18 protein-coding genes are annotated in these 18,778 nt (G+C 72.7%); 11 read left to right on the top strand and 7 right to left on the bottom strand.

Annotation, left to right across the window (positions count from 1 at the left end):
• Window positions 1-46 precede the first annotated feature (46 nt).
• The 3 genes from BJ999_RS03225 (at window position 47) to BJ999_RS41710 (ending at window position 3,284) form a co-directional block, all read left to right on the top strand.
• Window positions 47-1,177, top strand: a complete 1,131-nt coding sequence (locus BJ999_RS03225; protein WP_179831874.1) for a serine hydrolase domain-containing protein — start codon at window positions 47-49, stop codon at window positions 1,175-1,177.
• Between the two features lie 204 nt (window positions 1,178-1,381).
• Window positions 1,382-2,650 (top strand): PucR family transcriptional regulator, encoded by a 1,269-nt coding sequence (locus BJ999_RS03220; protein ID WP_179831873.1) that lies wholly within the window; start codon window positions 1,382-1,384, stop codon window positions 2,648-2,650.
• A 7-nt stretch (window positions 2,651-2,657) separates the two neighbouring features.
• Window positions 2,658-3,284, top strand: coding sequence for a DUF4232 domain-containing protein (locus tag BJ999_RS41710; protein ID WP_179831872.1), 627 nt, complete (start codon window positions 2,658-2,660; stop codon window positions 3,282-3,284).
• Window position 3,285: 1 nt separating this feature from the next.
• On the opposite strand, the gene BJ999_RS03210 is transcribed toward BJ999_RS41710, so the two are convergent.
• The gene (locus BJ999_RS03210; RefSeq protein WP_179831871.1) at window positions 3,286-4,167 is read right to left on the bottom strand and encodes an SCO6745 family protein; all 882 of its coding nucleotides are present in this window, start codon (window positions 4,165-4,167) and stop codon (window positions 3,286-3,288) included.
• A gap of 22 nt (window positions 4,168-4,189) precedes the next feature.
• Window positions 4,190-5,350: a hypothetical protein gene (locus tag BJ999_RS03205; RefSeq protein WP_179831870.1), complete on the bottom strand. Its 1,161-nt coding sequence runs from the start codon at window positions 5,348-5,350 to the stop codon at window positions 4,190-4,192.
• A gap of 289 nt (window positions 5,351-5,639) precedes the next feature.
• Between BJ999_RS03205 and BJ999_RS03200 the strand changes: the two genes are divergently transcribed.
• Window positions 5,640-6,047, top strand: a complete 408-nt coding sequence (locus BJ999_RS03200; protein ID WP_229810198.1) for an ATP-binding protein — start codon at window positions 5,640-5,642, stop codon at window positions 6,045-6,047.
• Window positions 6,048-6,052: 5 nt separating this feature from the next.
• On the opposite strand, the gene BJ999_RS03195 is transcribed toward BJ999_RS03200, so the two are convergent.
• Window positions 6,053-7,657, bottom strand: coding sequence for an AMP-binding protein (locus tag BJ999_RS03195; RefSeq protein WP_179831869.1), 1,605 nt, complete (start codon window positions 7,655-7,657; stop codon window positions 6,053-6,055).
• 96 nt (window positions 7,658-7,753) lie between these two features.
• Window positions 7,754-9,322: an MDR family MFS transporter gene (locus BJ999_RS03190; protein ID WP_179831868.1), complete on the bottom strand. Its 1,569-nt coding sequence runs from the start codon at window positions 9,320-9,322 to the stop codon at window positions 7,754-7,756.
• A 182-nt stretch (window positions 9,323-9,504) separates the two neighbouring features.
• On the opposite strand from BJ999_RS03190, the gene BJ999_RS03185 reads away from it, so the two are divergent.
• Window positions 9,505-10,089, top strand: coding sequence for a TetR/AcrR family transcriptional regulator (locus BJ999_RS03185; RefSeq protein WP_179831867.1), 585 nt, complete (start codon window positions 9,505-9,507; stop codon window positions 10,087-10,089).
• 19 nt (window positions 10,090-10,108) lie between these two features.
• Here the strand turns inward: BJ999_RS03185 and BJ999_RS03180 are convergent, their stop codons facing one another.
• Window positions 10,109-11,842 (bottom strand): pyruvate dehydrogenase, encoded by a 1,734-nt coding sequence (locus BJ999_RS03180; protein ID WP_179831866.1) that lies wholly within the window; start codon window positions 11,840-11,842, stop codon window positions 10,109-10,111.
• A 190-nt stretch (window positions 11,843-12,032) separates the two neighbouring features.
• On the opposite strand from BJ999_RS03180, the gene BJ999_RS03175 reads away from it, so the two are divergent.
• The 4 genes from BJ999_RS03175 to fahA all read left to right on the top strand — a co-directional run bounded on the left by BJ999_RS03175 (window position 12,033) and on the right by fahA (window position 15,882).
• Window positions 12,033-12,566, top strand: a complete 534-nt coding sequence (locus tag BJ999_RS03175) for a MarR family winged helix-turn-helix transcriptional regulator (RefSeq protein WP_179831865.1) — start codon at window positions 12,033-12,035, stop codon at window positions 12,564-12,566.
• A gap of 84 nt (window positions 12,567-12,650) precedes the next feature.
• The gene (locus BJ999_RS03170; RefSeq protein WP_179831864.1) at window positions 12,651-13,856 is read left to right on the top strand and encodes a homogentisate 1,2-dioxygenase; all 1,206 of its coding nucleotides are present in this window, start codon (window positions 12,651-12,653) and stop codon (window positions 13,854-13,856) included.
• Window positions 13,853-14,719, top strand: a complete 867-nt coding sequence (locus tag BJ999_RS03165; protein ID WP_179831863.1) for a hypothetical protein — start codon at window positions 13,853-13,855, stop codon at window positions 14,717-14,719. The genes BJ999_RS03170 and BJ999_RS03165 overlap by 4 nt, the downstream gene beginning before the upstream one ends.
• Window positions 14,716-15,882, top strand: coding sequence for a fumarylacetoacetase (fahA, locus tag BJ999_RS03160; RefSeq protein WP_179831862.1), 1,167 nt, complete (start codon window positions 14,716-14,718; stop codon window positions 15,880-15,882). Before BJ999_RS03165 ends, fahA begins: the two co-directional genes overlap by 4 nt.
• A 7-nt stretch (window positions 15,883-15,889) precedes the next feature.
• Here fahA and BJ999_RS03155 read toward each other — a convergent pair whose 3' ends face one another.
• Window positions 15,890-16,855: an alpha/beta fold hydrolase gene (locus BJ999_RS03155; RefSeq protein WP_179831861.1), complete on the bottom strand. Its 966-nt coding sequence runs from the start codon at window positions 16,853-16,855 to the stop codon at window positions 15,890-15,892.
• 122 nt (window positions 16,856-16,977) lie between these two features.
• On the opposite strand from BJ999_RS03155, the gene BJ999_RS03150 reads away from it, so the two are divergent.
• Together BJ999_RS03150 and BJ999_RS03145 are read left to right on the top strand one after the other, a co-directional pair.
• Complete coding sequence (locus tag BJ999_RS03150; RefSeq protein ID WP_179831860.1) at window positions 16,978-17,502, top strand: nuclear transport factor 2 family protein; 525 nt, start codon at window positions 16,978-16,980, stop codon at window positions 17,500-17,502.
• A gap of 11 nt (window positions 17,503-17,513) precedes the next feature.
• Complete coding sequence (locus tag BJ999_RS03145; RefSeq protein WP_218934919.1) at window positions 17,514-18,065, top strand: GNAT family N-acetyltransferase; 552 nt, start codon at window positions 17,514-17,516, stop codon at window positions 18,063-18,065.
• Window positions 18,066-18,181: 116 nt separating this feature from the next.
• Here BJ999_RS03145 and BJ999_RS03140 read toward each other — a convergent pair whose 3' ends face one another.
• Complete coding sequence (locus BJ999_RS03140) at window positions 18,182-18,763, bottom strand: NlpC/P60 family protein (protein WP_218934918.1); 582 nt, start codon at window positions 18,761-18,763, stop codon at window positions 18,182-18,184.
• Between the last annotated feature and the right edge of the window lie 15 nt (window positions 18,764-18,778).

Below are 18,778 nucleotides of genomic sequence, written 5' to 3'. Positions count from 1 at the left end.
CGGAAAGCTTGATCACGTTCAGCGGACGACCTTCCAGGAGGAACCCATGTCGCGGATGCCCCTCACCGCCTCGCTCGCCTCGGCCACCGCCCTGATCGCCGGGGCTGCCCTCGTCGCGGCCCCGGCGGCGAGCGCCGCCCCGTCCCGCGGCCCGCACGGGCTCGACCGGAAGGTGCGGGCCGCCGCCGACCGGCTCGTCGCCGACGGCGCGCCCGGCGTGATCGTGATGACCCGCCGCGGCGGGCACGTCTCGCATGTGACCTCGGGCGTGTCCGACAAGGCCACGGGCGCGCCGATGGACCACCGGCTGCTGTTCCGGATCGCCAGCGTGACCAAGTCGTTCACCTCGACGGTCGTGCTGCAGCTCGCCGCCGAGCACCGGCTGTCGCTGGACGACACCGTGGACAGGTGGCTGCCCGGCGCCGTCGCGGGCCACGGCAACGACGGCTCGAAGATCACCATCCGGCAGCTGCTCGCGCAGACCAGCGGCCTGAACGACTACACGCCCGATCCGCGAGTGATGTCCGACCCCGCGCGGGCCTGGACGCCCGAGGAGCTCGTCGCGATCGCGATGGAGAAGCCGCCGCAGTACGCGCCCGGGACGAGCTGGAACTACTCCAACACCAACTACGTCCTGGCCGGGATGATCATCGAGAAGGCGACCGGACGACCGGTGGGCACCGAGTTCCAGCGGCGCATCTTCACGCCGCTGCGGCTGCGGCACACGTCCTACCCGACGACCGATCCCTCGTTCCCCGGCCGGTACGTGCACGGGTACTACTACGACTACGGGGACGTGAGCACGCAGATCAGCCCGTCCAGCGCGCGGACGTCCGGCGGCATCGTCAGCACGGTGGACGACGTGGCCCGGTTCCACCGCGCCCTGTTCACCGGCAGGCTGCTGCCGCCGAAGCAGATGCGCGAGATGCGGAACGTCCGGCCGGTCGACGACGACGGGGTCGTGGAGGACTACGGCCTCGGCGTCGCCCGCATCAAGTTCTCCTGCGGGTACGCGTGGGGCCACGACGGCGGCTTCCCCGGCTACCGGACCTGGACCTACACCAGCGCCGACGGACGCAGCCAGGCCGTCATCACCTACAACGAGTCCAAGCTGGAGTACGACAAGACCTTCCGAGCCGACCTCGCCAAGGCCGCCGACACCGCCTTCTGCGCCTGATTCCGGATCCTTGGGCGGCGTCCCGGCGTCCACCCGAGGAACCGTCACGGCGGGTGTGCTCGGTTATAAGCAGATGAGCAGCGATCGCAGGGTTTTGTTCCTCCGCCCTACAGAAGAAGGGTGCGCGCGGTGCGTACGGTCGGGACGTCCCGTGCACAGCCGGGCAGACGGAGGTGTGCCGATGAACAGTACCGAGGTGTGCCGATGAACCGAGCCCTCGCCTCCGGCGTTCCCGCCGCGCATCTCCCGCCGCGGCTCGCCGAGCTGATCCGGCCGGAGCTGCCGAGCCTCGCCGAGGAGATCGTCGCCGAGATCCGCCGTGCCATCCCCGAGTACGCGCGGCCGCTCGACGGCCCCTACGGCCACGTGCTGCGGCTCGGCGTCGAGCGCAACCTGGCCGCGTTCGCCGAGCGGATCGCCGCGCCGTCCGGGTCGCCGGCCGGCGACGACCCCGCCGGGACGGCGCGGATGCTCGGCCAGTACGAGGCCCACGAGGGGCGCAGCATGGACAGCCTCCAGGCCGCGTACCGGATCGGCGGGCAGGTCGCGTGGCGCCGCGTCATGAAGGTCGCGCCGCGCCACGACATCTCCTCGGCCGTGCTGTCGCGGCTGGCCGACGCGCTGCTGGCCTACATGGACGAGCTGGCCGCGCAGTCGCTCGACGGCTACCTGCACGCCAAGGCGCGTCCCATCCTCGCCCTCGACGAGCGGCGCCGGCGGCTGCTGCGCCTCCTCCTCGCCGTTCCCGGCCCGGACGGCGCCGATCTCCAGGAGGCGGCGGACGGGGCCGGGTGGCCGCTGCCGGACGAGGTCACGCTGGTCGCCGTCGAGCCGGAGGCCCCCTGCGCCTGGACGGCGCTGGACGAGGACGTCCTCGCCGAACTGGAGTGCCCGGAACCGCACCTGCTCCTGCCCGGTCCGTTCACCCCCGGGCGCCGGGCGATGCTGGACGAGGCGCTCCCGGGCCGCCGGATCGCGGTCGGCCCCGCCATGCCGACAGGCCAGGCCGCGGACTCCCTGCGCTGGGCGCGGCAGGCGCTCGGCCTCGCGCTCGACGGCGTCCTCGACGGGCCGGTGACGCTGTGCGAGGAGAACCTCGTCACGCTGTGGCTGCTGTCGGACCCCGCGCTGGTCGAGCAGCTGACCCGGCGGCGCCTCGGCATCCTGGACGGCATGACCCCGGGCCAGCAGGACCGCCTGACCGAGACCCTGCGGACCTGGCTCGTCACCCGCGGCACGGCCGCCGAGATCGCCGAGCAACTGCACATCCACCCACAGACCGTCCGGTACCGGATGCGCAAGATCGAGCAGACCCTCGGGGACGCGCTGGCCGACCCGGAGGCCCGGTTCGGCATCGAGGTCGCGCTCCGCGCCGCCCATCTGCGGTCGCGCCGTCCCGCCCCCGCCCCGCACCATCCGGCGGTGGGGCACCGCACGCCCGCCCGCCCGCGCAGTCTCCGACATTTGCGATGATCTGCGGGTGAACATCACGAAGCGGACCCGTATCCGCCTGATCGGCGCGGCGGGCGCCGCCCTCGGCACGCTCGGCCTCGGCGCGTGCGGCTCCGCCGCCGTGCCCGCCGCGGGGCACGGCTCGGGGTCCGCCACGGGGCCGGGCGCCGCGACACCGGCACCTCCCACCATGCCGGCGGTGCAAGGGCTGCCCTCGTCGCCCACCCCGCCTCCTTGCACGCCGGAGGGCATCGCCGTCTCGATGAACGAGCCGGACAGCGCGATGGGCCTGCGCGCGGCGCAGATCGAGCTGAGCAACTGCGGGCGCCGCCCGTACCTGCTGAACGGCTACCCGGCACTGCGCGTCCTCGACGAGAGGCGGCAGCCGTTCGACGTGACGACCGTGCGCGGCACGAAGGAGGTCAAGGACGCCGGGCCGAAGCCGCTGACGATCCGTCCGGGCCGCAAGGCCGTGTTCGTGATCGTCTGGCGGAACAGGGTCACCGATGCGAACACGGTGGCGGTGGCCGGGAAGTACCTGGAGGTCCGCCCGGCACCCGGGCGGCCCGTCGTGATCGTTCCGGCCAACGGGCCGATCGACCTCGGTACCACGGGACGCCTGGAAGGGACCGCCTGGCGGCTCCCGACCCGGTGACTCAGCGAGGCGGCGCCTGGACCTTGCCGATGCCGAGCGTGTTCTGGGCGGGCATCAGGCCGGTCTCCAGCACCTTCACCAGGATCGGCATCGTGAGCTGCGCCAGCCGCTCGGCCTTGGCGGCGCCGAGCGTCCGCCACGGCTCGTGGGCGAGGTCGTCGGTCGTCCGCTCGACGTCGTCGCGCAGCTCACGTCCGCGGTCGGTCGCGGCGCCGTCCGCGTCGACCAGCCCGCGGGACGCGAGGCGGTCGCGGGCGGCGGCCCACTCCTCGCCCGTCCAGCCGCGGCTCGCGAACGTCTCCACGGACGCGGCCCCGACGGCGGCGAACGACACCAGCGCCTCGACCGGGTCGAGCCCGCGGGTGAGGAGCGCGGCCACGTGCCCGTCCCCGCGCTGCTCGCGCAGGATGCCGATGGCGTGCCACAGGACGAGGTGCGGCTCGTCCGGCCAGGGCAGGTCGGCGTTGGCGGCGGCGAGCGGGCGTCCGGCGGTGCTCGCGGCCTCGGCGGCGGCGCGGGCCAGCTCGGCGGCCTCGGCCAGGTCCGGGCCTGCGATGCCGTCGCCGAGGAGCGTCCGGTACATGCGGTCGACGGCGCGCATACGGGCTTCCAGAACGCGGTCGGGCGGCGCGACGGTCCAGGCGGCGGGGACGTGTTCGGCCACCATGCGCGGGCTGAAGCTGTAGAAGGCGGACGACACGGCCTGGCCACCCGCGGCGCCGAGCGGTGCGGCGCGCCAGGCGAAGTAGCTCGGCCAGCGTGTCTCGACGTCATAGCCGAGCCCCCGCGCCTCGGCGAAGACCTCGGGGGAGTACCAGAACAGGGCGTGCACGGGTTCGAGCTGATGCCACATCTGCCGTGCGAAGCCGGGATCTTCCGCCATCACGCGGTCCTCTCTCTCGGGATCACCTCCACTCTATCTTGACATTGCCTAGATTGACACTGCCCAGCTCGGTGCCGCTTTGGCGGGTCTCCCGGTTCCGCCCGCGGTCCGGTGCGACCGGCCATCCGCCGGGGGGCGCGCTGATCTGGGACGGCGGCACGGGCGGCGCCCCGCCCGGACGGGACGGCGGCACCGCGGGCCGCGGGTGCGGCCGGGACGGCAGGACGGCCGGCCGCTCGCGCGGCCCGCCCGATCCGGGGGACGTCCGGCCGCGGGGAGCGAGCAGGGCCCGGCGTTCGTGGCGGGGGAACGCCAGCAGCGCCAGGACGGCCAGCCCGACGCCCGCGGCCCGGAGCCAGAACGGACCGGCCTCGCGCGGCCACGGCTCCGCGTACAGCAGCGTGGCCGACAGCAGCAGGTGCGTCTTCGCCGTGACCGTGACGACGGTGACGATGACGGTGAGTCGGCAGCGCTGGAGGCCGATCGACAGCAGCCCGACGCCGAGCACGCCCGCGAGCAGGAACAGGTACGGGTGCGGCGAGGACGGCACGTCCGCCGCCCGGCCCGCCGCGAACATCATCGCCATGCCCTGCCCGAAGACCTCGGTCGCGCCGAGCAGGACGCCCGCGCCGATCCCGTAGGCGATGCCCGTCAGCGGGCGCGCGTGCCGGCCGCCGACCGCGCGGTCGCGCACGCAGAACATCCACAGCGGGACGGCCAGCGAGGGCCCGCACACCAGCGCGGCCTTCCACAGCGGCAGCGCGGCCGCCGCGGCGCCGACGCGGTGCGACGCCGCCCCGCCGTGGCCGGGCAGCCCCGGCAGCACCGACAGCGCCGCGGTGACCATGGCGGCGACCGTGATGAGGACGGCGAGCCACTCGCGCGAGGTGGGCCGCTCGCCGAAGCCGCTCATCCCGACGGCCAGCAGCAGGACGAGGCCGAGCCCGTAGGCGGGCAGCGTCGCCGCGACGGGCAGGGCGACCAGCGCGGTGGCGGAGAGTCCGAAGCCCGCCATCAGCACCGCGAGCCCGGCGAGCCAGCGCGGGCTCCGCACGAGCAGTCCGGCGGCGTGCAGCGGATGGCGGCCCGAGAGCGGGCTCATCCGCCCGGCGGCCGTCTTGAACAAGACATACGCGACGATGTAGACGACCTGCGCAGCGCAGGCGAGGACGACCGCGTGCATGCGTTCCTCCCAGGGGTGGGAGCCCCAGCGTGACATGGGGAAGGTGTGCGGTGATTCTGGCCGGAAGACGGAGAAGTTCCCGGTTTTGTGCGCCCGGGTGAGTAGTGCCCCACGCGACGGAGATGTTTTTCATGATGTGCGGTTGAAGCGGCGACTCCTGTCGTAAGCTCCGCCACCTAGGCCGACCTGTCACGGAAAGGCCGAAGATCAAAGCGTACGTCGCGTTACCCGGTCACTCAGTGCAAGTGAATGATTGCGGAGCGCTACTCGAACCGAGTGTGGTGATGCAGTGACCGAGGGGATGGAACGGCTCGGCGAACCGATCGGCTTCACCGGGGAGGGCGACGGCGGCCGCCGCGCCCGCCGCGCCGTCCGCGAGCGCGCCGCGAAGGTCTTCGCGGACGAGACGCTCCTCGACGACGTCGAGCTGATGACCGCCGAGGGCGTCGCCAACGCCATCCTGCACGGTTCCGGCCTCATCAGCGTCACGATCGCCACCGACGGAAGGCGCCTGCACGTCGAGGTGTCCGACGACGGCCCCGCCCAGTCCGACCCCGACGGCCCGCCCCGCCTCGACCACGGCCGCGGCCTCACCGTCATCGACGCCCTCGCCGACGAATGGGGCCTGGACCAGACCCCCCACCGCACCCGCCTCTGGTTCATCATCGACGGCCGCCGCCCCTCCGCCACCGTCTGACCCCGTCAGGGGTGGAGGGCGCGGCGGAGGACCTTGCCGGTGGGGTTGCGGGGCAGGGCGTCCAGGAAGCGGACGTCGCGCGGGACCGCGTAGCGGGCCAGGTGGTCGCGGACGTGGGCGCGGACGGCGTCTCCGTCGAGGGTCTCGCCCTCGCGCAGGACGACGAACGCGGCGGCGCGCTGGCCGAACTCCTCGTCCGGGACGCCGATCACGGCGACCTCCCGTACCTGCGGCAGCTTCTCCAGCACCTCCTCGATCGCGCTGGGGAAGACGTTCTCTCCGCCCGAGACGATCATGTCGTCGTCGCGGCCGTGCACGAAGAGCCGGCCCTGCCCGTCGAGGTGGCCGACGTCTCCGAGGCTCATCAGGCCGTCGCGCATCTCCTTGGTGCCGCCGCTGGTGTAGCCGGCGAACAGCAGCTCGTTGGCGGCGAAGATCCGGCCCGTGGTGCCGGGCGGGACGGGGTCGCCCGCGTCGTCCAGGACCGCGACCCGCGTCCCGGGCGGCGGCGTGCCCGCGGTGTCGGGGCGGGCGCGCAGGTCGGCGGGCGTCGCGATCGTCACCCAGGACGCCTCCGTCGACCCGTACAGGTTGTAGAGGACGTCGCCGAACCCGTCCATGAAGGCGGTGGCGAGCGTCGCGGGCAGCGCCGAGCCGCTGACGGCCGCGATCCGCAGCGCGGACGTGTCGTGCTCGCGGCGCGCGGCCTCCGGGACGTCCAGGACGCGTTGCAGCATGACCGGGACCGCGACCAGCGCGGTCGCGCGGGTCTGGTCGATCGTGCGCAGCGTCTGCTCGGGATCGAACCGGGCCCGCAGGACGATCGTGGCGCGCAGCGAGACCGCGATCTGGAGCATCGCGTAGCCCCAGGTGTGGAACAGCGGAGCCTCGATGAGCATCCGCTCGTGCACCCGGTAGGGGATGCGGGACAGGATCGACGCCAGCGGCGTCAGCCCGGGGCGCGAGTGCCGGTCGGCGCCCTTGGGGCGGCCGGTCGTGCCGGAGCTGAGCACGATCGTCCGGCCCGCTCTCTCCGGGGGGCCGATCGGCGCGGCGGGCGCCGTGACGATGAGGTTCTCCAGCTCCGAGCCCGTCCCGCCCGCGGTGACCACCCGCACGGTCGTCGGCACGGCCGCGATGAAGCCGGCGAACTCCGCGTCGGCGATCACGACCTCGACCTCCTGCTGCCGCAGGACGGTCACGAGCTGCTCGGTGCTCATGCCGGTGTTGAGCAGGACGAGGTCGGAGCCGCGCTTGCTGCACGCGACGAGCGCCTCGACCATGCCGCGGTGGTTGCGGCACAGGACGGCGACGCGCGGCGCGGCGCGGGAGCCGGGGCCGGAGAGGGCGGCCGCGAGACGGTCGGTGCGGGCGTCGACCTCGCCGTAGGTCAGCTCCCCGGCGTCGTCGACGATCGCGACGGCGCCGGGGTCGCGGGCGGCGGCGGAGGCCAGCGTCCCGCCGAGCAGGGTGCCCCAGCGGCGCAGGGCGCCGAGCTGGCGGGCGACCCTCAGCGGCGGTCCGGGACGCCACAGGCCGCTGCGGGCGAACATCCCGCCCGCCCGGCCGACCGACACCGCGCGGCGCCCGAACTCCGATCGTCCGCTCATCTGCCGCCTCCGGGGTACGGGGTTGGGGGTACCGACCGTACGGACGGAGGCTCTCGTCCTCTTCTGACTCGGCCCAGCTCTTCGACCGGGCTTTTGTCAGGAGCCTGACAACGCGCGGCCCTCCGCGGCGGGCGCGGGGACGTCCTGCCTCGCGGGTTCCGACGAGCCCCCGAGGTCGAGGCTGTCGCGCAGCGTCACCGGCTTGAGGAACGCCGCCGCGGCGATGCCGACGATCGCGATCGCCGCGGAGATCAGGAAGATGTGGCCGGTGGCGTCGCCGTAGGCGGCCCGGACGATCTCCTGGACGGGCGCGGGCAGCGCGCGGATGTCGAGGGTGCCCGCGTCGCCGCCGCCCGCGCCCGGGCTCACCCCGAGGCTGCGCAGCCCGTCGGCGATCCGGTCCGCGACCTGGTTCGCCAGGACGGCGCCGAGCACCGAGACGCCGACCGTCCCGCCGAGGGAGCGGAAGAACGTGACCGTCCCGCTCGCGGCGCCGATCTCGTCCAGGCGCACCGAGTTCTGCACGACGAGGACGAGGTTCTGCATCGTCATGCCGACTCCGGCGCCGACCAGGAACATCGCGGCGCCGATGAAGACGAGCGAGGTCTGGTGGTCGATGGTGGCCAGCAGGCCGAACCCGGCGGTCAGCACGACCGTCCCGATGAGGATGTAGGGCTTGACCTTGCCGGTCTTGGAGGCGAGCCGCCCGGCCACGGTGGACGCGCCGAACACGCCGAGCATCATCGGGAAGGTGAGCAGGCCCGCCTTGGTCGGGCTGTAGCCGCGCCCGATCTGGAAGTACTGGCCGAGGAAGACGGCGCCGCCGAACATCGCCATGCCGACGGCGAGGCTGGCCGTGATGGCGAGCGCGGTGTTGCGGCGCGCCACGATGTCCAGCGGGACGATCGGCTCCGCCGCGCGGGACTCGACCCACACGGCCGCGGCGAGCAGCGCGACGCCGGAGCCGGCCATCGCGGCCGTCTGCCACGACGCCCAGGCGAAGTTCTCGCCGACGAAGGTGACCCAGATCAGCAGCACGCTGACGCCGGCGGCGATGAGCGTCGCGCCCACATAGTCGATCTTGACGTCCGGCCGCCGGACGTGCGGGAGCCGCAGGGTCTTCTGCAGCAGCCCGAAGGCCACGACCGCGAACGGCACGCCGATGAAGAAGCACCAGCGCCAGCCGAGCGCGGAGTCGACGATGAGCCCGCCGAGCAGCGGCCCGCCGACCGTGGCGACGGCCATCACGCCGCCGAGGTAGCCGTAGTAGCGGCCCCGGTCCCGCGGACTGATCATCGCCGCCATGATGATCTGGACGAGGATCTGCAGCGCTCCGACGCCGAGGCCCTGCACCGCGCGGAACGCGATGAGCTGCGCGGTGCTGTGCGCGAACCCGGACGCCACCGACGCCAGGACGAAGATGCCGACGCCCGCCTGGAGCAGCATCTTCTTGTCGTAGAGGTCGGCCAGCTTGCCCCAGATCGGGGTACTGGCGGTCGACACGAGCAGCGTCGCGGTGACGACCCAGGTGTACTGCGACTGGCTGCCCTTGAGCGCACCGATGATCTGCGGCAGCGCGGTGGACACGACGGTGCTGCTCAGCATCGCCACGAACAGCACCAGCAGCAGGCCGCTGAGCGCTTCGAGGATCTGGCGATGCGACATCGGGGCCGATCTCGCGGGGACCTGCTCGGTCAAGGAACGCCTCCGGGTGAAGTGGGCCACGGTGAGGTGGGCCTCTCCGGGTGAAGTGGGAACGAGGGGATCAACTCCCGCCTCCGAGACTTTATTCCCACTGCGCAAAATTTCGCGCTGGGCAGGTTTTTGCCCGCTAGGCTGGTGCGACCATGGAGACCACCGGCGGGCTGCGCGAGCGCAAGAAGGAGGCGACGCGGAGCGCCCTGCACGAGGCCGCGATGCGCCTCGCCGTCGAGCACGGTCTCGACGAGGTCACCGTCGAGGCCATCGCCGACGCGGCGGGCGTGTCCCGCCGCACCTTCTCCAACTACTTCGCCGGCAAGGAGGACGCCCTCCTGTACGGCGACGAGCAGCGGATGCGCGCCGTGTTGGAGACCTTCTCGTCCCGTCCGCCCGGCGAGTCGTCCTGGACGGCACTGCGCGCCTCGCTGGACGTCCTGCACGCGGAGACCGGCGAGCTGGACCCCCGGTGGGCCGCGCAGACGCGCCTCGCGCGCAACCACCCGTCCGTCCTCGGGCGGCAGCTCGCCAACTACGCCGAGTTCGAGCGCGCCCTCGCCGACCAGATCGCGGCCCGGGACGGCCTGCCCCGCCTGCGCTCCCGCGTCATGGCCGGCGCCTTCATGACCGCGCTGCGCATCGCGTCCCTGACCTGGATCGAGGAGCAGCCTGTCCGCCCCCTCGCCGAGGTCGCGGCCGAGACCCTCACCGAGATGGCCCGCGACTTCCGCTGACCGGCCGGTCGCCGGTCCGTCAGGGGCGGGGGATGTTGCGCAGGTTGCTGCGGGCCAGGTCGAGCATCTTGCCGACGCCGCCGGTGAGGACGGTCTTGCCGGCCGACAGCGCGAAGCCCTTCACCTGCTGCGGCGTGATGCGGGGCGGGATGGACAGGGCGTTCGGGTCGGTCACGACGTCCACCAGGTAGGGGCCGGGCGCGGCGAGCGCGCGCTCCATCACGGTGCGGACGTCGGACGGGCGCTCCACCCGCGCCGACTCGATGCCGGCGGCCTCGGCGATCGCGGCGTAGTCGACGGGCTCGTGGTCGGTCTCGTAGGACGGCAGACCGTCCACCATCATCTCCAGGCGCACCATGCCGAGCGACGCGTTGTCGAACAGGATGATCTTCACGGGGACGCGGTGCAGCTTCACCGTGAGCAGCTCGCCGAGCAGCATGCCGAGACCGCCGTCGCCGGAGATCGAGACGACCTGGCGTCCGGGCGCGCCGAACTGCGCGCCGATGGCGTGCGGGAGCGCGTTGGCCATGGAGCCGTGGACGAACGAGCCCATCACGCGGCGGCGCCCGTTGGGGGTGATGTAGCGCGCGGCCCAGACGTTGCACATCCCGGTGTCCACGGTGAAGATCGCGTCGTCGTCGGCGAGGTCGTCCAGGACGCCGGCGACGTACTCGGGGTGGATCGGGATGTGCCGGTCGATGTCGCGGGTGTAGGCGGAGACCACGCCCTCCAGCGCCCGCGTGTGGCGGTGCAGCATCTCGTCGAGGTAGGAGCGGTCGTGCTTCTGCTCGACCTTGTCCAGGACGAGCCGGATCGTCTCCCCGACGTCCCCGTGGACCGCGAGGTCGAGCGGGGTCCGGCGCCCCGGCTTGGACGGGTCGTCGTCCACCTGAATGGTGTTCTTGCCCGGCAGGAACGGGTCGTAGGGGAAGTCGGTGCCGAGCAGCAGGACGAGATCGGCGTCCTGCATCGCCTCGTAGCAGGCGCCGTAGCCGAGCAGGCCGCTCATGCCCACGTCGAACGGGTTGTCGTACTGGATCCACTCCTTGCCGCGCAGCGCGTGGCCGACCGGCGAGAGCAGCCGGTGCGCCAGTTCGATCACCTCGGCGTGGGCGTCCCGGACGCCGGAGCCGCAGAACAGCATCACCTTCCGCGCCCGGTTCAGCGCGCCGGCGAGCTGCTCGACCTGGTCGGACGGCGGGCGGACGATCCCCTTGCGGACGAGGAAGTCGTGCTCGCCGGTGGGGGCGGCCGTGTCACTGCCCGCGACGTCGCCGGGGAGGGTCAGCACGGCGACGCCACCGAGCCCGATCGCATGCTGGATCGCGGTCCGCAGGAGGCGCGGCATCTGCTCCGGGGTGACGATCGGCTCGCAGAAGTGGCTGCAGTCGACGAACAGCCGCTCGGGGTGGGTCTCCTGGAAGTAGCCGCTGCCGATCTGCACGCTCGGGATCTGCGACGCCAGCGCCAGCACCGGCGCGCCCGACCGGTGCGCGTCGTACAGGCCCTGGATGAGGTGGGTGTTGCCGGGGCCGCAGCTGCCCGCGCACACGGCGAGCCTTCCCGTGGTCTGCGCCTCGGCCGCCGCCGCGAACGCGCCCGCCTCCTCGTTGCGGACGTGCACCCAGTCGATCCCGCGCGTCCGCCGCACGGCGTCCACGACCGGGTTGAGGCTGTCGCCCACCACCCCGTAGATCCGCCGGACGCCGGCCTGCCGCAGCACCTCGATGAACTGGTCGGCGACGGTCGCCATTCGCCTCTCCCCCGCTGAGTCCCCCCGGCACTTCTCTCCGCTCCGGCAATGCCCGATGGCTCACGTCTGACACCGGGCCGGCTGACACTCGCGCCCCACAGGAGTTAAATAGTCAATCCATGAACTAGATCGGCGGGCCGGCGAGGGAATGAGCACGGGCAAATGAGCACGCAGAGATGAGCACCCACAGATGAGCGCGGACGGCGGGGCGGAGCTGGACTTCTGGTCGTTCGTCGATCTCGCGGGACGGCGGCTCTCGGAGGAGTTCGGGTTCCGGCACCGGCTGGCGACGCGGCTGCTGCTGACGCTGAACCGGGCGTCGGCGATCGTCACCTACGACCTGGAGTCCACGGTGCACCGGCCGCGCGGGCACTCCTGGTCGGCCTTCCGGCTGCTGTTCGTGACCTGGCTCGCCGGGCCGCTGGAGCCGGGCCGGGCCGCCACGCTGGCCGGGATGAGCAGGGCCGCCGTCTCCAACCTGAGCAAGACGCTCGTCGCGGACGGGATGCTCGTGCGCACCCCGGGCGAGCGGGACGGCCGGTCGGTGATCCTGTCGCTGACCGAGCGGGGACAGGACGCCATGCTGGAGATCTTCGCCGGGCAGAACGAGCGCGAGCGGCAGTGGGCGGACGTGCTCACCGAGACCGAGCAGCGGATGCTCATCATGCTGCTGGACAAGCTCATGGCGGGGCGCGGGTCGTTCGACGTCCGCGAGCGGAGCTGAGATTAGGGACTTCCCTCCAGAGGGAGAACAGCCGTAGGGTCGACAGAAAGTAGTAAATGCATTAATCATCGGAGGCGAGGGAGCATGGCCCACTACCGCCGGGTCGGCCACGTGCCGCCGAAACGCCACACCCAGCACCGTCACATCGGTCACGGGGACGGCGAGGAGCGGCTTCACTTCGAGGAACTGATGGGCGAGGAGGGCTTCTCCTCCGACTCGTCACTGCTGTACCACCGGGAGATCCCGTCCGCGATCGTCGACTCGCGGGTCTGGGACGTTCCCGACCAGACCACGACGCCCAACCATCCGCTGCGGCCGCGCCATCTCAAGCTGCACGAGCTGTTCCCCAAGGAGACGTGGTCCGAGACCGACGTCGTCACCGGCCGCCGGGTCGTCCTCGGCAACGGCGACGTCCGGCTCTCCTACGTCGTGTCCGCCGCGGACTCGCCGCTGTACCGCAACGCGACCGGCGACGAGATCGTCTACATCGAGTCCGGCACCGCCACGGTCGAGACGATCTTCGGGGCGGTGGACGCGGAGCAGGGCGACTACGTCGTCATCCCGGCCTCGACCACGCACCGGTGGCTGCCGACCGGGGACCAGCCGCTGCGTGCGTACGCGATCGAGGCCACCGGCCACGTCGCGCCGCCGAAGCGCTACCTGTCGCGCTACGGCCAGTTCCTGGAGAACGCCCCGTACTGCGAGCGCGACCTGCACGGCCCAGGCGAACCCCTCCAGGCCGACGGCACGGACGTCGAGGTCCTCGTCAAGCACCGCACGTCGCGCGGCATCACCGGCACCCGGCTGACCTACGCGCGCCACCCGTTCGACGTCGTCGGCTGGGACGGCTGCCTGTACCCGTTCACGTTCAGCGTCCACGACTTCGAGCCGATCACCGGCCGCGTCCACCAGCCGCCGCCCGTCCACCAGGTGTTCGAGGGCCACAACTTCGTGGTCTGCAACTTCGTGCCGCGCAAGGTGGACTACCACCCGCTGTCGATCCCGGTGCCCTACTACCACTCGAACGTGGACTCCGACGAGATCATGTTCTACTGCGGCGGCGACTACGAGGCGCGCAAGGGCTCCGGCATCGGGCAGGGCTCGGTCTCGGTGCATCCGGGCGGCCTCGCGCACGGCCCGCAGCCCGGCGCCTACGAGCGCAGCATCGGCGTCGAGTTCTTCGACGAGCTGGCGGTCATGGTGGACACCTTCCGCCCGCTCGAACTGGGCGAGGGCGGCCTGGCCTGCGAGGACGAGGCGTACGCCTGGACGTGGGCGGGGCGGCGATGACCTCCCGGTTCGCGACCCCCCCGTTCACGCTCCCCCGGTTCGCGCTGGGCCTGTGCGACGACGCCGCCGTCTTCCCGCCGGGGCTCGCGCCGCTGGCCGACGCCGTCCCGGCGCACCGCGACCACCGCGCCGCCGCCTACGCCGGGCTCGTCGGCCCGCTCGTGCTGCCCGCCACCGCGCTCGACGCGCTGTACCCGCTGCTCGGCGGCGAGCCGCTCGACGTGTCGATCACCGCGCCGAACGGCCCGTGCGAGGCCGCGAAGGCGGTGGGCGTCGCCGCCGACCTGCCCGTCGAGGTGCGCGGGCTGGAGGTCGCCGTCCCGCCCGGCATGGACCCGGAGGAGTTCTTCCGCGTGCTCGGCCGCCCCGGCGTGCCCGTGTACGTCGAGATACCCCGCGACGAGCGGCGGCCCGCGTTCATCGAGGCGGTCGCCGCGCGCGGCGACCGCGCCAAGTTCCGCACCGGCGGGGTGAAGGCCCACCTGTACCCGGGCCCGGACGAGCTGGCCGCCGCCGTCACGGCTGTCGTGGCCGCCGGCGTGCCGTTCAAGGCGACGGCGGGGCTGCACCATCCCGTCCGGAACACCGACCCGGAGACCGGGTTCCACCAGCACGGCTTCCTGAACCTGCTGCTCGCGACCGACGCCGCCCTGGGCGGCCGCCCGGACGCGGAGCTCGCCGCCGTCCTGGCCGACCGCGACGCGCCGTCGGTCGCCGCCCGCGTGGCGGAGCTCGGCGAGGCGCGCACGGCCGCGGCCCGCGCCCGCTTCCTGTCGTTCGGGACGTGCAGCATCACCGACCCCCTGACCGAACTCGCGGACCTCGGGCTGCTCGGGTCCGCACTCCTGGAGACCTCCCGATGACCCGCATCGCGATCCCCGAGGACTCCCTCTTCGGGCTCGCCAACCTCCCCTACGGCGTGTTCTCGACCCCGGGCACGGCGCCCCGCGTGGGCGTCCGCGTGGCCGACTCCGTGGTGGACCTCGCGGCCGGCCTCGGCGACGGCGTCTTCGCCGCTCCGTCGCTGAACCCGTTCATGGCCGAGGGCCACGCGCGCTGGGTCGAGGTTCGCGAGCAGATCCTCGACCTGGTCTCCGAGGACGTCCCGGACGAGGCCGTCCACCCCCTCGACCAGGTGACGCCGCACCTGCCGTTCGAGGTCGCCGACTACGTGGACTTCTACGCCTCCGAGCACCACGCGTCCAACCTCGGCCGGCTGTTCCGCCCGGACTCCGAGCCGCTCATGCCGAACTGGAAGCACCTGCCGGTCGGGTACCACGGCCGCGCCGGAACGGTCGTCCCGTCCGGGACGCCGATCGTGCGCCCGAGCGGGCAGCGCAAGGGCCAGACCGCGCCCACCTTCGGGGAGAGCCGCCGCTTGGACGTCGAGGCCGAGGTCGGCTTCGTGGTCGGCACCGGCTCGGCGCTGGGCGACCCGGTGAGCGCGGACGACTTCGACGAGCGCGTGTTCGGGGTAGTCCTGGTCAACGACTGGTCGGCCCGCGACATCCAGGCGTGGGAGTACGTGCCGCTCGGCCCGTTCCTGGGGAAGAGCTTCGCGACGTCGGTGTCCCACTGGGTCGTCCCGCTCCTCGCCCTGGAGGCCGCCCGCGTCGCCACGCCGCCGCAGGATCCCGAGCCGCTGCCCTACCTGCGCGAGAAGAGCCCGTGGGGCCTGGACCTCGACCTCGCCGTCTCCTGGAACGGGCAGGTCGTCTCCCGGCCGCCCTATCGGGAGATGTACTGGTCGCCCGCCCAGATGCTCGCGCACATGACGGTGAACGGCGCCTCGTCCCGCACCGGCGACCTGTTCGCCTCCGGGACGGTCTCGGGCCCGGCCAAGGACCAGCGCGGCGCCTTCATCGAGCTCACGTGGGGCGGCAAGGAGCCCGTGACGGTCAACGGCGAGCCGCGCACCTTCCTGGAGGACGGCGACGAGGTCTCGATCACCGCCTCGGCCCCCGGCCCCTCCGGTGCCCGCATCGGCTTCGGAGAGGTGACCGGCCGCATCCTCCCCGCCCGCTGACGGGGTTTCAGAGGCCGGCGAGGAAGGCGAGCATCGCCTCGTTGACCTCGCCGGCCGCCTCCATCTGGACGAAGTGACCGGCGCCCTCGATGACGTGGACGTCGCGCAGGCCCGGGACGTGGGCCTCCATCTGCTCCAGGGCGTCGGAACCCATCATCTGGAGGACGGGGTCACGCTCGCCCACGAGGAACAACGTGGGAACGGTGACAGGCTCGTCCGGACGGTTCTGCTTCTCGTTCCAGACGTGGTCGTAGGCCCGGTACCAGTTGAGGCCACCGGTGAAGCCCGTCCGGCGGAACTCGTCGGTGTAGAAGGCGAACTCATCCCGCGACAACCACGGCCATGGCAGGGGCGGGGCTTCGGGGAGCACATCGAGGTATCCGTTGCCTTCGCTTGGATGCCGCCAGACATCGAGGTACCGGTAGCCGCCGCTGAGCGCCCAGAAGACGTTCGCCAGGAAGCGCTCCGGTTCGGCCCCCAACTCCTCGTCCGCAGGGCCCTCCTCCTGGAAGTAGTACACATGGACGAAGTGCTGTTCGGCCATCCGCGCGTAAAGCTCGGTGGGCGGGCGGTTCGAGACGGGCATGCGCGGCACGCTCAGCTGCATCAGCGCCTTGACCCGCCCGGGGGCCCACTGGGGCAGGTCCCAGACGAGAGCGGCCCCGAAGTCGTGGCCCGCGAAGACGGCCTCGTCGATGCCCAGGGCGTCCAGGACGCCGACGAGGTCGGCGACCGTGTGCCGCCGGTCGTAGGCCCGCGGCGAAGGCGGGCGGCTGCTGCGCCCGTATCCCCGCATGTCGAGGGCGATCGCCCGGTACCCGGCCTCGGCCAGCGCCGGGAGCTGCCGCCGCCAGCTGTACCAGAGGCCCGGGAAGCCATGGCACATCACCACCGGGACGCCGTCGCCCTGCTCGACCACGTGAAGGGTGACGTCGCCCGCGTCCAGCATGCGGTGACGTTCGCGGAAGCTCATGCCGGGCCCTCCCTCCGGTAGGACGATCCTGAGGCCTCGCGCTCGGCACGGTGCGCCGACCTCCCGTTCACCGGGACGGCGGCTGGACGGGCGGCCGTCCCGTCGGCCAAGGTCGGTCCACCATGTCGCAGTCCCCGAGTCCCGACCTCGCCGCGCGCGTCGCCCGGCTGGAGGCCATCGAGGAGATCAAGGCGCTCAAGCACCGCTACCTGCGGGCCTGCGACGCCAAGGACCCGGAGGAGTTCCGGGCCTGCTTCATCGCCTCGGGCGCCTCGATCGACTACGGCCGGCTGGGCGCGTTCGACGACGCCGAGGGCATGGTCACGGTCTTCGAGGCGATCGCGCTCCGGAAGGTCGACGGCAGGAACGTCGTCCTCGACATGCACCACGCGATGCATCCGGACATCACCGTGCACGACGGGACGCGCGCGTCGGGCCGCTGGACGCTCAAGTTCCGCCAGGTGAACCTGGAGGACGGCACCGAGTCGGTGAGCACCGGCGAGTACGACGACGATTACGTGGTCGAGGACGGCCGCTGGAAGATGGCCAGGTGCCACTTCCGCCGCCACTGGACGATCACCCGTCCGCTCGGCCCCGGCTGCCGCGTCGACCAGGCGACCGGCCAGGGAGCCGCGCGGCCCGGCTAGAGTCGCATCCGATGAGCAGCGCGAACCTGGTGAGCAGCATGGAACCGATCTTCCGGACGGCCGCGGCGGACGACGTCCCGGCCCTCGTCGCGCTCGTGGAGAGCGCCTACCGCGGGGACTCCAGCCGCGCCGGATGGACCACCGAGGCCGACCTCCTCGACGGCCGGCGCACGGACCCGGACGCCGTCGCGGCCGTGGTGCACGACCCGCGCGCGGTGATGCTGGTGGCCGAGTCGGACGGCGTGCTCACGGCCTGCTGCCAGCTGGAGGACCGCGGCGGGCACGCCTACTTCGGCATGTTCGCGGTCAGCCCGTCCCAGCAGGGCGGCGGGCTCGGCCGCCGGGTCCTCGCCGAGGCCGAGCGGCGGGCGCGCGAGCAGTGGGGCGCGGCCGAGATGCACATGACGGTGATCAGCCTGCGCGAGGACCTGATCGCCTGGTACGTCCGGCGCGGCTACGCCCGGACCGGCAGGACGAGCCCGTTCCCGTACGGCGACGAGCGCTTCGGCCTGCCCAAGCGCGACGACCTGGAGTTCGAGCTGCTGGTGAAGAAGCTCCGCTGACGCCTGACGCGAGGTGGGGCGCCCGGAGATCGCCGAGACGCCCGCGTAGCTGACGCACGGCGAAGCGCCCGGCCGGCAGGGGGCCGGCCGGGCGCTTCGCGGGGAGCAGGGTCAGGTCAGGTGATGTTCTTCGGCCGGTAGGCCTTGTACTGGCTGCCGCTGGACAGCCCGTACGTGCGGGTGCGGTGGTCGGTGCCGTAGCCGCCGCGCTGCTCGTACGCCCAGTAGGCGGTGTGCTTGCTGCTGGTCCACTTCTCGAAGATCACGACGTGCCGGGTCGTGTTGCTCCCGATCGCGTCGATGATGAGGTCGCCCTTCTTCAGCTGCGACATCGAGATCCGCTTGCTGTAGGTGGACGAGGCCAGGCCGACGGTGTTGGGGCCGGGCTTGGGCAGGCGCAGCGTCATGGACGCGTAGCCGGAGCAGTCGGTGCGGTAGCCGCCGTGGGTCTTCGACTGGCTGTAGGGGACGCGGCTGCCGGTGTGCGGGTGCCAGGTCTTGGCCCGGGCGATCACCTGGTTCCGGGTGACCTTCGGGACGGCCGCGACCGCGACCTGGCCGTCCGCCGCCTGGAGCTGGACGCCCCGCGCCGGCGCCGGGGGCGCGTCGGGGGTGGACACGCCGTACAGGCCGAAGGCGGTTCCGCCGGCCAGCGCCAGGGAGCTGACGCCGAGGAGAACGGTCCGAGGGGAAGCCATTGGCAATCCTCCGTG

Origin of the sequence: Actinomadura citrea, assembly GCF_013409045.1 — a bacterium.
GTDB classification, from domain to species: domain Bacteria; phylum Actinomycetota; class Actinomycetes; order Streptosporangiales; family Streptosporangiaceae; genus Spirillospora; species Spirillospora citrea.
This window is presented reverse-complemented; position numbering and strand designations above follow the sequence as displayed.

Bases quoted from the DNA above. Each gene is read 5' to 3' on its own strand.
- BJ999_RS03140 (WP_218934918.1), bottom strand. From the start codon at position 18,763: ATGGCTTCCCCTCGGACCGTTCTCCTCGGCGTCAGCTCCCTGGCGCTG.
- BJ999_RS03180 (WP_179831866.1), bottom strand. From the start codon at position 11,842: ATGGCGACCGTCGCCGACCAGTTCATCGAGGTGCTGCGGCAGGCCGGC.
- BJ999_RS03185 (WP_179831867.1), top strand. From the start codon at position 9,505: ATGGAGACCACCGGCGGGCTGCGCGAGCGCAAGAAGGAGGCGACGCGG.
- BJ999_RS03195 (WP_179831869.1), bottom strand. From the start codon at position 7,657: ATGAGCGGACGATCGGAGTTCGGGCGCCGCGCGGTGTCGGTCGGCCGG.
- BJ999_RS03155 (WP_179831861.1), bottom strand. From the start codon at position 16,855: ATGAGCTTCCGCGAACGTCACCGCATGCTGGACGCGGGCGACGTCACC.
- fahA (WP_179831862.1), top strand. From the start codon at position 14,716: ATGACCCGCATCGCGATCCCCGAGGACTCCCTCTTCGGGCTCGCCAAC.
- BJ999_RS03175 (WP_179831865.1), top strand. From the start codon at position 12,033: ATGAGCGCGGACGGCGGGGCGGAGCTGGACTTCTGGTCGTTCGTCGAT.
- BJ999_RS03205 (WP_179831870.1), bottom strand. From the start codon at position 5,350: ATGCACGCGGTCGTCCTCGCCTGCGCTGCGCAGGTCGTCTACATCGTC.
- BJ999_RS03225 (WP_179831874.1), top strand. From the start codon at position 47: ATGTCGCGGATGCCCCTCACCGCCTCGCTCGCCTCGGCCACCGCCCTG.
- BJ999_RS03210 (WP_179831871.1), bottom strand. From the start codon at position 4,167: ATGGCGGAAGATCCCGGCTTCGCACGGCAGATGTGGCATCAGCTCGAA.
- BJ999_RS03190 (WP_179831868.1), bottom strand. From the start codon at position 9,322: ATGTCGCATCGCCAGATCCTCGAAGCGCTCAGCGGCCTGCTGCTGGTG.
- BJ999_RS03170 (WP_179831864.1), top strand. From the start codon at position 12,651: ATGGCCCACTACCGCCGGGTCGGCCACGTGCCGCCGAAACGCCACACC.
- BJ999_RS03145 (WP_218934919.1), top strand. From the start codon at position 17,514: ATGAGCAGCGCGAACCTGGTGAGCAGCATGGAACCGATCTTCCGGACG.
- BJ999_RS03220 (WP_179831873.1), top strand. From the start codon at position 1,382: ATGAACCGAGCCCTCGCCTCCGGCGTTCCCGCCGCGCATCTCCCGCCG.
- BJ999_RS03150 (WP_179831860.1), top strand. From the start codon at position 16,978: ATGTCGCAGTCCCCGAGTCCCGACCTCGCCGCGCGCGTCGCCCGGCTG.
- BJ999_RS03165 (WP_179831863.1), top strand. From the start codon at position 13,853: ATGACCTCCCGGTTCGCGACCCCCCCGTTCACGCTCCCCCGGTTCGCG.